This is a genomic window from Mycobacterium sp., assembly GCF_035314665.1.
Classification (GTDB): Bacteria; Actinomycetota; Actinomycetes; order Mycobacteriales; family Mycobacteriaceae; genus Mycobacterium.
This window is the reverse complement of the sequence record NZ_DATFZD010000440.1, coordinates 1-12,998: the sequence shown is the minus strand read 5'-3', so window position 1 is coordinate 12,998 and position 12,998 is coordinate 1. Positions and strand designations below refer to the sequence as shown.

14 protein-coding genes are annotated in these 12,998 nt (G+C 65.2%); 6 read left to right on the top strand and 8 right to left on the bottom strand.

Translation table 11 applies throughout. The features are described 5' to 3' along the window. Window positions 1-4: 4 nt before the first annotated feature. Both VKI00_RS31990 and VKI00_RS31985 read left to right on the top strand, forming a co-directional pair. Window positions 5-484 (top strand): DUF4126 family protein, encoded by a 480-nt coding sequence (locus tag VKI00_RS31990; protein WP_324447243.1) that lies wholly within the window; start codon window positions 5-7, stop codon window positions 482-484. Further along, the gene (locus VKI00_RS31985; protein ID WP_324447241.1) at window positions 481-1,851 is read left to right on the top strand and encodes an FAD-containing oxidoreductase; all 1,371 of its coding nucleotides are present in this window, start codon (window positions 481-483) and stop codon (window positions 1,849-1,851) included. The genes VKI00_RS31990 and VKI00_RS31985 overlap by 4 nt, the downstream gene beginning before the upstream one ends. A 3-nt stretch (window positions 1,852-1,854) precedes the next feature. Here the strand turns inward: VKI00_RS31985 and VKI00_RS31980 are convergent, their stop codons facing one another. Then, window positions 1,855-2,739, bottom strand: a complete 885-nt coding sequence (locus VKI00_RS31980; RefSeq protein ID WP_324447239.1) for a RecB family exonuclease — start codon at window positions 2,737-2,739, stop codon at window positions 1,855-1,857. Between the two features lie 124 nt (window positions 2,740-2,863). Here VKI00_RS31980 and trmI point away from each other — a divergent pair, with 124 nt between their 5' ends. After that, window positions 2,864-3,691: a tRNA (adenine(58)-N(1))-methyltransferase TrmI gene (gene trmI / locus VKI00_RS31975; protein ID WP_324447237.1), complete on the top strand. Its 828-nt coding sequence runs from the start codon at window positions 2,864-2,866 to the stop codon at window positions 3,689-3,691. Window positions 3,692-3,697: 6 nt separating this feature from the next. Here trmI and VKI00_RS31970 read toward each other — a convergent pair whose 3' ends face one another. Genes VKI00_RS31970 through VKI00_RS31960 form a run of 3 tightly spaced genes read right to left on the bottom strand, consistent with a single transcriptional unit; the run spans window position 3,698 to window position 5,061 of the window. After that, window positions 3,698-3,991: a DUF503 domain-containing protein gene (locus tag VKI00_RS31970; RefSeq protein ID WP_324447235.1), complete on the bottom strand. Its 294-nt coding sequence runs from the start codon at window positions 3,989-3,991 to the stop codon at window positions 3,698-3,700. A gap of 7 nt (window positions 3,992-3,998) precedes the next feature. Continuing rightward, entirely contained in the window at window positions 3,999-4,538 is a 540-nt protein-coding gene (locus tag VKI00_RS31965; protein WP_324447233.1) for a hypothetical protein, read from the bottom strand. Between the two features lie 10 nt (window positions 4,539-4,548). After that, complete coding sequence (locus tag VKI00_RS31960; protein ID WP_324447231.1) at window positions 4,549-5,061, bottom strand: hypothetical protein; 513 nt, start codon at window positions 5,059-5,061, stop codon at window positions 4,549-4,551. Between the two features lie 145 nt (window positions 5,062-5,206). Between VKI00_RS31960 and arc the strand changes: the two genes are divergently transcribed. Next, a complete protein-coding gene (gene arc, locus VKI00_RS31955; protein WP_324447229.1) occupies window positions 5,207-7,033 on the top strand; it encodes a proteasome ATPase in 1,827 nt (608 codons plus the stop codon). 29 nt (window positions 7,034-7,062) lie between these two features. Here the strand turns inward: arc and VKI00_RS31950 are convergent, their stop codons facing one another. The 4 genes from VKI00_RS31950 to VKI00_RS31935 all read right to left on the bottom strand — a co-directional run bounded on the left by VKI00_RS31950 (window position 7,063) and on the right by VKI00_RS31935 (window position 10,976). Next, window positions 7,063-7,695 carry a hypothetical protein gene (locus VKI00_RS31950; protein WP_324447227.1) on the bottom strand — a complete coding sequence of 211 codons (633 nt, stop codon included), beginning with the start codon at window positions 7,693-7,695 and terminating at the stop codon, window positions 7,063-7,065. Between the two features lie 52 nt (window positions 7,696-7,747). Continuing rightward, on the bottom strand, window positions 7,748-8,188 hold the full coding sequence (locus VKI00_RS31945) for a response regulator (protein ID WP_324447225.1): 441 nt from the start codon (window positions 8,186-8,188) through the stop codon (window positions 7,748-7,750). After that, complete coding sequence (locus tag VKI00_RS31940) at window positions 8,185-9,732, bottom strand: sensor histidine kinase (protein ID WP_324447280.1); 1,548 nt, start codon at window positions 9,730-9,732, stop codon at window positions 8,185-8,187. Before VKI00_RS31940 ends, VKI00_RS31945 begins: the two co-directional genes overlap by 4 nt. 98 nt (window positions 9,733-9,830) lie before the next feature. Beyond that, entirely contained in the window at window positions 9,831-10,976 is a 1,146-nt protein-coding gene (locus VKI00_RS31935) for a PP2C family protein-serine/threonine phosphatase (protein ID WP_324447278.1), read from the bottom strand. A gap of 218 nt (window positions 10,977-11,194) precedes the next feature. Here VKI00_RS31935 and dop point away from each other — a divergent pair, with 218 nt between their 5' ends. After that, window positions 11,195-12,703 carry a pup deamidase/depupylase gene (gene dop, locus VKI00_RS31930; protein ID WP_324447223.1) on the top strand — a complete coding sequence of 503 codons (1,509 nt, stop codon included), beginning with the start codon at window positions 11,195-11,197 and terminating at the stop codon, window positions 12,701-12,703. Between the two features lie 93 nt (window positions 12,704-12,796). Then, window positions 12,797-12,991, top strand: a complete 195-nt coding sequence (locus VKI00_RS31925; protein ID WP_062540654.1) for a ubiquitin-like protein Pup — start codon at window positions 12,797-12,799, stop codon at window positions 12,989-12,991. Window positions 12,992-12,998: the final 7 nt, after the last annotated feature.

Genomic DNA, 12,998 nt, shown 5'->3' with positions numbered 1-12,998 from the left:
CGCCGTGACGCATTTCTATGTTCTGTTACTAGCTCTGGGAATCGGTGTCATCGCCGGGTTACGGTCCTTTACAGCACCAGCGGTCGTTGCCTGGGCCGCTTATCTGCACTGGATCAACTTGAGTCACACCTGGGCGTCGTGGGTCGGCACTTTGGCTGCCGTCATCGTCTTGAGTCTTCTCGCCGTCGGCGAACTGTTCCTCGACAAACAACCCAAAACACCGCCCCGTACGGCGCCACCGTCGTTCGGTGCCCGAATTCTCTTCGGCGCGTTCGCGGGCGCTGTCATCGGAACCGCCTGGGGCTATACCTGGAGTGCGCTCGGCGCGGGAATTATTGGGGCTGTGCTCGGCACGCTCGGCGGCTACCAGGCGCGCACCCGCCTAGTCGCCTCGCACGGCCACGACCTGCCGATCGCTCTGCTTGAGGACGCCGTCGCGGTGCTGGGTGGATTCGCGCTTGCCGCAGTAACAGCTGCTCTGTGACAACGCGTTTCGACGCGATCATAGTCGGCGCCGGGCAGGCCGGGCCCCCGCTGGCTGGCCGGTTGACCGCGACCGGCCATACCGTCGCCGTGGTGGAGCGCAAGCTGATCGGCGGCACCTGCGTCAACACCGGATGCATCCCCACCAAGACATTGGTGGCCAGCGCGCATGCCGCGCATCTGGCCCGCCGCGGCGCCGACTTCGGTGTCGGCACCGGAACGGTCAGCGTGGACATGGCGAAAGTCAAGGCGCGCAAAGACAAAATCATGCTGGGCGACCGCAAGGGTGTCGAAGACTGGCTGAACGGAATGGACGGCTGCTCCGTCATTCGCGGCCACGCGCGGTTCGAAGATCCGCACACACTGCGCGTCGGCGACGAAGTCCTGCAAGCCGAGCGGATCTTTCTCAACGTCGGTGGCCGTGCGGTGGTGCCCGATCTTCCCGGCGTTGCGGATGTCGACTTCCTCACCAATGTGTCGATCCTCGAACTCGACACCGTGCCCGAGCATCTCGTCATCGTCGGTGGTAGCTATATCGGGCTAGAGTTCGCCCAGATGTACCGCCGCTTCGGCGCCCGGGTGACCGTCGTCGAGAAAGGGCCGCGGCTGGCGTCGCGCGAAGACGACGACGTCTCTGACAGCATCAAGTCGATCCTGCAGAACGATGGCATCGACATCGTCGTCGATGCTGCCGATATCCGAATAGCAAAGCGAGACAACTGCTTCGAGGTGACACCGCGTGCCGGTGCCGCGCCGATAGCCGGTAGTCATCTGCTGCTGGCGGTCGGGCGCCGCCCCAACACCGACGACCTCGGCCTCGAGCGTGCCGGTGTCCAAACCGATGCCCGGGGATACATCACCGTCGATGACCAACTGAAGACCAGCGTCGACCACATCTGGGCGATGGGTGACTGCAACGGCAAAGGCGCATTCACCCATACGTCGTACAACGACTTCGAAATCGTCGCGGCCAACCTGCTCGACAATGACCCACGCCGGGTCAGTGACCGCATCCCCACCTATGCCCTGTACATTGACCCACCGCTGGGACGCGCCGGCATGACCGTCGAGCAGGTGCGTGCCTCGGGGCGCCCCGCGTTAGTCGGCCAGCGGCCCATGACCCGAGTGGGTCGCGCTGTGGAAAAGGGTGAGACACAAGGCTTTATGAAAGTGGTCGTGGACGCAACGACGCAGCAGATCCTGGGCGCTGCCATCCTCGGCGTCGGTGGCGACGAGGCCATCCACGAGATTCTCGATGTGATGTCGGCCAAGGCGCCCTACACCACGCTGGCGCGCACCATGCACATCCACCCGACGGTCAGCGAGCTGATACCGACGATGCTGCAGGAGATGTCGCCGCTGCGGTAGGTGCTAGGCAGCCGGATCCGCCTGCTGCAGAACGGCGTCCGGATCACCTTCGTTAGGACGCTCCGGCCAACCCGGGTACGGCGGCGGTGTGCCGCCGAACACCGGGCAGTGTGCGTGATGGGCGCACCAGTCGCACAACCGCGACGGCCTTGGCCTGAAATCGCCTGTCGCACCGGCAGATTGGATTGCCCGCCAGATTGCCATCAGGGTCTTCTCGAAGCGCAGCAGCTCGTCTTCGTCGGGCGAGTAGTCCAGCAGCTGGCCGTCGGCCAGGTAGATGAGCCGCAACCGCGTCGGCAACACGCCGCGTGATCGCAGCAACGCGACCGCGTAGAACTTCATCTGAAACATGGCCTTGAACTCGGCGAGGGCACGCGCCTCCGGCGGCGCCTTACCTGTTTTGTAGTCCACCACGCGCAACTCGCCGGTCGGCGCGACATCGATCCGGTCGATGATCCCGCGCAGCAGCGTGCCGTCGGCAAGCTCGACCTCGATGCGCTGCTCGCAGCTCTGTGGGTCGAACCGGGTCGGGTCTTCCAACCGGTAGTAGCCGGACACCAGCGCCCGGGCTTCGTCGAGGAGTTGGGACTGTTGTTCGGGCTCCAGCTCGGCGATCAGATCGGGTTCGGTGGCGATCACCTGCTCCCACGCCGGGTCGACCAGTGCGCCGGCAGTCTGCGGGACGCGCTCTGCCGTGGGCAGGCTGTACAGCTGCTCCAGAGCGGCATGCACCACCGAGCCTCGCAGTTGTGCCGTCGATGGCGGCTCAGGGAGCCGATCGATCGCACGGAACCGGTAGAGCAGCGGGCATTGTTTGAAGTCCGCCGCCCGTGACGGCGACAGTGCCGGTCTTGACGCCGGGCGGACTTCACCCGGTTGGCTGCTCATGTGCGCCGCTCCTCAGCATCGCTGTGCTCTGCATCGTCGCCGGCGATCATATCCGCAGCCTAGGGCCGAGGTCGGACAACCCCGCGCACCTTTCCCGGCGCGTCTGCTGGCAGGCTAGACAGCTGTGTCTGCAACGGGGCCGTTCGCCGTCGGCGATCGTGTCCAGCTCACCGACGCCAAGGGCCGGCACTACACGATGTTGCTCAGCGTCGGCGGCGAATTCCACACTCACCGCGGGGCGATCGCGCACGACACGGTGATCGGACTGCCCGAGGGCAGCGTCGTCAAATCCAGCAACGGTGACCCATTCCTGGTACTGCGTCCGCTGCTGGTGGACTACGTGATGTCCATGCCTCGCGGCGCGCAACTGATCTACCCAAAAGACGCCGCTCAGATCGTGCATGAGGGCGACATCTTCCCGGGCGCCCGGGTTTTGGAGGCTGGCGCCGGCTCCGGGGCGCTGACCTGTTCGCTGCTGCGCGCCGTCGGCCCGCACGGACGGGTGATCTCCTACGAGGTCCGCGCCGACCACGCCGAACACGCCCGTCGCAATGTGGAGACGTTTTCCGGCGGCGTCCCCGACAACTGGCAACTGATTCTCAGTGACGTCGCCGAAACCGACCTGGCCGACGGCGCGGTCGACCGGGTCGTACTGGACATGCTGGCGCCCTGGGAGGTGCTCGATACCGTGTCGCGCGTGGTCGTCGCCGGCGGTGTGCTGATCGTCTACCTGGCCACCGTCACCCAGCTGTCGAAGACGGTCGAGGCGCTGCGCGAGCAGCAGTGCTGGACCGAGCCGCGGGCCTGGGAGACGATGCAACGTGGCTGGAACGTCGTCGGGTTGGCGGTGCGTCCGCAGCACAACATGCGCGGCCATACCGGGTTCCTGGTGTCGGCGCGTCGACTCGCTCCCGGCACCGTCACGCCGACGCCGTTGCGCCGCAAGCGCTAGGCCCGGTCAGTCGTCGCTGCGGTGCAGACCGCGTCGCACCGACAGCAATTCGAACTCCGGGTGGGCTGCCACCAACCGCTCCGCCGCGTCGAGCACATCGACGGCGTGGCCGCGGTCGGCGGACGCCATCGCCACCCCGATGCCCGCCCGTCGGTAGAGCTGATGCGATCCCGTTTCGGCGGCCGACACGCTGAACTTGCGCTGCAATTCCGCCACCACCGGGCGGATCACCGAGCGCTTCTGCTTGAGTGAGCGCACGTCACCGAGCAGCAAATCGAACTCGAGCCACCCGATCCACATCGCAGGCTCAGCGCCCGGGTGTCGTCGCCGGAGGCGGTTCGGCCTGTGCGGTACGGAAAGCCAGCAGCACGTCGGCGGTTCGCGCCGATAGCTGCCAGCCACCCTGATATGGGGTGAATTCCATCGGGAAGCCGAACCTGGGCCCGCGGGGATTGGGTGAGCTGAGATCGACGTCGGCCACCACGTCGGCCGGATCGCGGTCCGACCACACGACGTTTCGCACGTCGACCTTCATCGGGGCAAAGCCGCCGTTGAGCAGGGCGGTGGCGAACTGGTCGAGCACGGCGGCGTTCTCCGGGGTGGCACCTTGGACCAGGTTGAGCTTCTGGGTGCCAGGCACCGCGGGATCGGCCAGCCGGTAGAGCACCTTGGCCAGCGCGTCGGGCGGCGGCAGCGGAGCGACCTGCGCAGCCGGCGTCGTAGTCAGCGACGTCGGCGCCGGCTCAGCCTCCGACGAAGCGCCGTGTTCGTCGCCCGAGCACCCCGAGAGGCCAAGCGCCGCCACAATCGTGGCGGCGCTCAGAACTGCGATGAGGTGTCGACCCATCCAGCAGCGGTCAGCCGCCCGCCGACTGCACGGACTGGATCAGCGTCATCGCCGACGTGCGCGACAGCACCCAGCCGCCCTGGTCGACGAACGTCAGGTTCTCGGTTGTCGGAGCAAGGTGCGGACCCGTCGCGGTGATATTGGCCGACGCGGCGCCCGGGCCGGCGGCCTGGATGTTGGTGATGTTGAACGTCAGCGGCAGGCTGCCCTTGGCGGCGGCTTGCTGCAGTTTCTTGTCGGCGAAGTGGCCCTCGACGCCGCCGATCCCGCCCTGGACCAGATTGCTCTTGCTGGCAAACGGCACGCTCGGGTCCTGCAGGCTGTTGAGCAGGGTGACCAATTGGTCCGGCGTGGGCACATCCGCGCCGGGCACGACCGGGTCCAGCGGCAACGGAGCGCTGAAAACGACCGGCTGAACCTGAGGCAACGTGGTGGTAACAAATGCAATGCACGTCACACCCGCAGCTGCCGCGCCGATTGCAGCGACAGCCGCCACGCCCGTGGCTAGGAATTTCAAGGTCACAGATGTCCTCTCGATCAGGCAGGTTCAACATGATGTTAACGCTGGTGCCAGTGTGCCCCATTTCGAGTTCCCGCATGAATTGGAAATCGCCGGTAGCGTTGAGGCATCCGCCGCACCACGTTCGGGAGCGGGAAAGGAGCGCAACATGGGTGAGTCAGAGCGCGAAACGTTCGGTAGCCCGCGCGAGCCAGACCTGTCCGGCGAGGATGCGGCCGAGCTGGAGGAGCTCCGGCGCGAGGCGGCCATACTGCGTGAGCAACTCGAGAATGCCGTTGGAACGCAGAGCGCCGCGCGCAGCCCCCGCGATATTCACCAGCTCGAGGCCCGGATCGATTCGCTCGCGGCGCGAAATTCCAAACTGATGGAAACGCTCAAGGAAGCCCGGCAGCAACTGCTGGCGCTGCGCGAAGAGGTCGACCGGCTCGGACAGCCGCCAAGCGGTTACGGCGTGTTGGTGTCCACGCACGACGACGACACCATCGACGTGTTCACCTCCGGTCGCAAGATGCGCCTGACATGCTCACCCAACATCGAAGTCAAGTCTTTGAAGAAGGGTCAGTCAGTTCGGCTCAACGAGGCTTTAACTGTCGTAGAGGCCGGCGCCTACGAGTCGGTTGGTGAGATCTCAACGCTGCGCGAGATTCTCAACGATGGACACCGGGCTTTGGTCGTCGGACACGCCGACGAGGAACGCATCGTGTGGCTCGCCGACCCGCTGGTCGCCGAGGACCTGCCCGACGGCCACCCCGACGCTCTCAACGACGACCAGCGGCCCCGCAAACTGCGTCCCGGTGACTCGCTACTGGTCGACACCAAGGCCGGGTATGCGTTCGAACGCATCCCCAAGGCCGAAGTCGAGGACTTGGTGCTGGAAGAGGTGCCGGACGTCACCTACGACGACATCGGTGGGCTGGGCCGGCAGATCGAGCAGATTCGCGACGCCGTAGAGCTGCCGTTCCTGCACAAGGAGCTGTACCGGGAGTATGCGCTGCGTCCGCCCAAAGGTGTGCTCCTCTACGGCCCGCCTGGTTGCGGTAAGACGTTGATCGCCAAGGCCGTCGCCAACTCGCTGGCCAAGAAGATGGCCGAGGTGCGCGGCGACGACGCCCGCGAGGCCAAGTCGTACTTCTTGAACATCAAGGGCCCTGAGCTGCTGAACAAGTTCGTCGGCGAGACCGAGCGTCACATCCGGCTGATCTTCCAGCGGGCCCGCGAGAAGGCGTCTGAAGGCACGCCGGTGATCGTGTTCTTCGACGAGATGGACTCGATCTTCCGCACCCGCGGTACCGGAGTTTCGTCCGACGTCGAGACGACCGTCGTGCCACAGCTGTTGAGCGAGATCGACGGCGTGGAGGGCCTGGAGAACGTCATCGTGATCGGCGCGTCCAACCGCGAGGACATGATCGACCCGGCGATCCTGCGGCCCGGGCGGCTCGACGTCAAAATCAAGATCGAACGCCCGGACGCCGAGTCGGCGCAGGACATCTTCTCGAAGTACCTTGTCGAGACGCTGCCTGTGCACGCCGACGACATCACCGAGTTCGACGGCGACCGCGGGGCGTGCATCCAGGCGATGATCGAAAAGGTCGTCGACCGGATGTACGCCGAGATCGACGACAACCGGTTCCTGGAAGTCACCTACGCCAACGGCGACAAAGAAGTCATGTACTTCAAAGACTTCAACTCCGGTGCGATGATCCAGAATGTCGTCGACCGCGCGAAGAAGAACGCGATCAAGTCGGTGCTGGAGACCGGCCAGCCGGGTCTGCGCATCCAGCACCTGCTCGATTCGATCGTCGACGAGTTCGCCGAGAACGAGGACCTGCCTAACACCACCAATCCCGATGACTGGGCACGGATTTCGGGCAAGAAGGGCGAGCGGATCGTCTACATCCGCACCCTGGTCACCGGCAAGAGCTCGAGCGCGTCGCGGGCCATCGACACCGAGTCCAACCTCGGCCAGTACCTGTAACTACGGATCGACGACGAAGCTTGGCGGGTTCAGTCGGTGATCAGCGAATAGCTGTTGGTCAGGTCGTCCTGCAAGACCAGCGCCGCGCGGTTAGTGGTGTCGATGCGCAACGGGGTTTCCAGAATGCGTGATTGGTAGGTCCATCCGTTTGGCAAGTCGAGTCGCTCGCCGAGGTTTCGCAGGTCGGCCCGCGACAGATTCGGATCGACGATCTGGCTCCAGGTCTGCATCACCCAACGCCGAAAAGCCGGGTCCTGCAGTTCGTAGACCTCTTCAGCGGCGTCGAATGTGAAGACGGTGTGACGGTTGACCTGATTCGCGGTGTAGGGAGCCGGGTTCATCGCGGTCAGCAAGACCGTGGCCTGCAACTGCATCTCGATGCCGCCGAAGTTTTTGACGATCTTCGGGCCCTGCGGCACCTTGTCGATGGAGCTCATCAGCCAGTACCGGGGTCCGTTGAGAAGCGCTGTGGCAGCGCCGTTTTCGGTCGCGATGGCTTGCGCGTCGAGTGCCGACCACAACTCGGCCGGACAATCGTTGAGCGGGTAGCTGTTGTAGACGGTGGCCTGTGGCCCCGCCTCGCCCGGCGTCACTAGAAGGACTTCGCCGTAGCGTTTTCCGGACAAGCCGATCGAGGGGTCGCGTAGCGCGTCACTAGACATCAGGGTGAAGGTAATCACTACTTTCACCTGCGTCAACCAAACATCAGGCGGATTAACGGGGTGGGAGGCGTACGACTTGGACGAAGAACTCGTCGATCTCGCGAATGACATGCATGAATTGCTCGAAGCCAACGGGTTTGGTGACGTAGGCGTTGGCGTGCAGTCGGTAGCTGCGCAGAATGTCTTCTTCCGCGGCCGAGGTGGTGAGGACAATGACGGGGATGTGGCACATCTCGGGATCGGATTTGATCTTTTCAAGCAGTTGGTGACCGTCGTACTTCGGCAGGTTCAGGTCGAGCAGGATCAGATCCGGCCGTGGTGCGCCCCGATGAGCACCACGTTGGTACAGGTAGTCGAGACCTTCCTGCCCGTCGCGTGCGACACGCAAAGTGTTCCGAATCTTGTGGTTTTTGAAGGCTTCCCGAGTGATGACGATATCTCCGGGATCATCTTCGATGAGCAGCACATCGATGGCGCGGCTATCCGGTGTCATCGGTGGGCTCCTTCGGATGCGCCGATGGGTGTCTCGTCGCTGGCGGCAGGAATGGGCAAGGTGAACCAGAATCGAGTTCCGCTGTTGTTGGTGGTGTCGATGCCGATGCTACCGCCGTGCAACTCGACGATTTTCTTGCACAGTGCCAGCCCGATACCCGTTCCGGTGTAGGCATCCCGGCCATGCAAACGCTGGAAGATCACAAACACTTTTTCGGCGAATTCGGGCGCGATGCCGATGCCATTGTCGGCCACGCTGAACACCCAATGGCCGTCATGCGTATCGGTGCCCCGTTCGCAGTCGATCGCGACCTCGGGTAAGCGATCCTCGCGGCGGAACTTAACCGCGTTGCCGATGAGGTTCTGCCACAACATCGTCATAAGGGTGGCGTCGCCCATCACTTGCGGAAGCGGACCATCCGGTCGCGCGATTTGAGCCCCAGATTCCTCGATCGCGGCGGCAAGGTTGCCCAACGCGGTCTCGACGGTGGTGTCGAGGTCAACGGTGGCGTGCGTGACGTTGAGTCGACCGACTCGGGAAAAGGTCAGGAGATCGTTGATTAGCACCTGCATGCGTTTGGCACCGTCGACAGCAAATCCGATGTATTCAATACCGCGTTCATCGAGTGCGTCACCGTAACGTTGCTCAAGCAACTGGCAAAATGAAGTCACTTTGCGCAGCGGTTCTTGGAGGTCGTGCGAGGCCACGTAGGCGAACTGCTCAAGCTCGGCATTGGATCTCCGTAGCTCGACCGCTTGAGCGTCGAGCGCCTCCGTTTGTCGAATCAGACGAGCCCGGTCCGACCGGGATATGTTCAGCTCGGTCACGATCCGCCCCCGCATGTTCTCCACGTCGCCGGCGATCTCGCGGATGTCTTTGGGTCCCCGCACGACGATGCGTTCGGCGAAAGTGCCCGCCGCGATTCGCCGGCACGACGCGGCCAGCACCGCCAGGGGACGGGTCACCGCGCGTCGCATCAACAACGCCAGCAGCATCGCCCCGGCTCCGAGCACTGCCACCATCGCGATCAGGACCCGGTTCCGCCAGCTGTGCATCGCGTTGAGCTCGTTGACGGCGACGGTCTGCGCCTCTGCCAGATGGGCGTTTTGGGTATCGAACAACGTGCGGATCCGGTCGAACTCGGCCTTCCCGCGGTCGGCGGTAGGGGTGTTCACCACATTGGGCGTACCCGGGGTCACGCTGCTGATCAACGGCTCCGCATAAGTGCCGCGCCACGCGGCGCCGGCGCGCTCGATCGCGGTCAGGTCGGCGATCAGATCGGACCGGTCACCGAGTCGCGCGGTGATGTCCTTGGCCGCCCGCTGTTCGACGCGTTGCCCGTCGACGTAAGGGCTGAGGAATTCCGGGTCAGCGGAAATCAGATAGCCGCGCAGCGAGGTCTCCTGGTCGCGCAGCGCCCCCTGCAACTGGTACGCCGAGACGCGCGCGGGTTGAATGCCGTCCGTCAACTCACGGGTCACCGCATCGGTCCGGTTCAACAGCACCGCAGCCGTTGACGCGCCAGCCAGCACCGCCGCTGCCATGACCGACAACACCAGGGTCTGCCAGCCCGCGACCGTCAGTCGCGATCCCAGCTGCGGGCCGTGCGTAGGGATGTCCGCCCGCCCCGTCCGTCCGGTCCTCACCCGACGCTGCGCTCTACCCGCACCACCGCGACGTCGTCGCTGAAACCGCCATGAGCTCGGGCTAGAGCCTCGGCTTGGTCGATCAGCGCGTCGACGAACGCTGGGCCGGGCAGCGCCGCCAGCGGCCTGGCCAGTTCCAGCAAACCGTTCTCGCCGAGGCGTTCGTCACCGCGGCCGGAATGGGCCTCGAAGAGTCCGTCGGTCAACAGCACCAAACCACCGCCCTCGGGGATTTCCATCGCACACTGTGGCCAGCCGTCACCGCCCCATCCCAAAGCGGGGCCGGCCGGCGGCTCCACCCAATCCACGGTGCCGGGGCCGTGCGCCAGCATGCCCGGATGACCGGCGCGAACCGCGATAATCCGCGGACTGTCGGGCGCGATTGCCAGGCTCAGCATCGTCGCGAAAATCCCTCGGCCTGGGCCTTCAGCGTGCAGGATCCGCTCCAGCTGTCGCATCGCGGCGTCACCATGAATGCCGCTCAATGTCAATGTGCGCCACGCGATCCGCAACGCCACCCCCAACGCGGCCTCGTCAGGCCCATGCCCGGCGACATCACCGATAACGATGTGCACGGTCCGGTCCGGCGTTTGGACGACATCGTAGAAGTCTCCGCCCAGCAATGCTCTCGCGCGGCTCGGCCGGTATCGGGTCACTACGCCCACTTCGGAGTCCTCGAGTAGCAGCGGGGAGGGCAGCAGACCTCGTTCCAGCCGCGCATTTTCCCGCGCCCGCAGATCGCTCGCCAGCAGATCCACCGAAATGAGCTCGGCACGCTTACGTTCGATCGCGTACAACAGGCTCCGCCGCAGCATGTCGGGTTCGACCCGCCCCTTGACCAAGTAGTCCTGCGCACCACTGGCGACCGCCGACGCCCCGAATTGTTCGTCATTCAATCCCGTCAGCACGACAACCGGAAGCGTCGCATCCCACTCGGCGACGCGGGCGATGCCGTCGAACCCTGAGGCATCTGGCAGATGCAGGTCCAGCAGGACGCAATCCGGGCGCTCGCGGGCGAGGACACCCTCGGCGTGTGCCATCGACGGCGCCCACGCCACCCGGATATCAGCGGCCGAGTCTGCGATCAGCTCCTCGACCAGCACCGCATCGCCGCGGTCGTCCTCGATCAGCAGCAGCGACAACCCACGACGATCCGCCGCGGGAGCAATGTCGCCGTGGCTCGAAGGAGTCGACTCGGGTCCATACACCACCGGCTCGATCAACCATGTCCTCCACCCACCCCGACGCGCCAACGATAACCGAACACGCTGGGTATTTGCCGGGATCAACGACTAATCGATCAGAGCTACACCACGGGCCGACCGGGGCCTGCATCATTGGCGCGCCTAGGCTTTAGAGCATGCAACGGATTATCGGGACGGAGGTCGAGTACGGCATCTCGTCGCCGGCGGACCCGACCGCCAACCCGATCCTGACCTCGACGCAAGCGGTGCTGGCCTATGCGGCCGCCGCCGGCATTCAGCGCGCCAAACGCACTCGCTGGGACTACGAGGTGGAATCGCCGCTGCGGGATGCCCGCGGATTCGACCTCAGCCGCTCGGCCGGCCCACCGCCGGTCGTCGACGCGGACGAGGTCGGTGCCGCCAACATGATCTTGACCAACGGCGCGCGGCTTTACGTCGACCACGCGCACCCGGAGTATTCGGCGCCGGAGTGCACCGATCCGCTGGACGCGGTGATCTGGGACAAGGCCGGCGAGCGGGTGATGGAGGCCGCCGCGCGGCACGTGGCCAGCGTGCCGGGTGCGGCCAAGCTGCAGCTGTACAAGAACAACGTCGACGGTAAGGGCGCCTCCTACGGGTCGCACGAGAACTATCTGATGAGCCGGCAGACGCCGTTTTCGGCCGTCATCGCCGGGCTGACGCCGTTCCTGGTGTCCCGTCAGGTGATCACCGGCTCCGGCCGGGTCGGCATCGGGCCCGCCGGCGACGAGCCGGGCTTCCAGCTGTCCCAGCGCTCCGACTACATCGAGGTCGAGGTCGGGCTGGAGACGACCCTGAAACGCGGCATCATCAACACCCGCGACGAGCCGCACGCCGACGCAGACCGCTACCGGCGGCTGCACGTGATCATCGGCGACGCCAACCTGGCCGAGACGTCGACGTATCTGAAGCTGGGCTCGACGGCACTGGTGCTCGACCTGATCGAAGAGGGCGCAGCCCACGGGATCGACCTGACCGACTTGGCGTTGGCCCGGCCGGTGCACGCAGTGCACGCGATCAGCCGCGATCCCTCGCTGCGCGCCACCGTGGCGCTGACCGACGGTCGCGAATTGACCGGCCTTGCGCTGCAGCGGATTTATCTGGACAGGGTGGCCAAGTTGGTCGCCGCCCGCGACCACGACGCGCGGGCCGCCGACGTCGTGGAGACCTGGGCGCACGTGCTCGATCAGCTCGAGCGCGACCCGATGGAGTGCGCCGAATTGCTGGACTGGCCGGCCAAGCTGCGGCTACTGGAGGGTTTCCGGCACCGGGAGAACCTGAGCTGGTCGGCCCCTCGACTGCACCTGGTCGATCTGCAGTATTCGGACGTCAGGCTGGACAAGGGCCTCTACAACCGGCTGGTGGCGCGTGGCTCGATGAAGCGGTTGGTCAGCGAACAGCAGGTGCTCAGCGCGGTGGACAATCCACCGACCGACACCCGGGCCTACTTCCGCGGCGAGTGCCTGCGCCGCTTTGGAGCAGACATCGCCGCCGCCAGCTGGGATTCGGTGATCTTCGACCTGGGTGGCGACTCGCTGGTCCGCATCCCGACGCTTGAGCCGCTGCGGGGCAGCAAGGCGCACGTCGGTGCGCTGCTCGATTCGGTGCACAGCGCGGTTGAACTGGTGGAACAACTGACCACCTAGACGTCGTTAACCGGGCAATGGCGGTCTCGACCGGTAGGGTGGAGAAACCGACGGTCGTGTTCTCGACGGCCGATGACATTGCAGGAGGCAGCGATGGCTCAGGAGCAGACCAAGCGCGGCGGTGGTGGTGGCGACGACGACGACCTCACCGCCAGCACGGCCGCGGGCCAGGAGCGTCGCGAGAAGCTGACCGAGGAGACCGACGACCTGCTCGACGAGATCGACGATGTTCTGGAAGAGAACGCCGAAGACTTCGTCCGCGCATACGTCCAAAAGGGCGGACAGTGACCTGGCC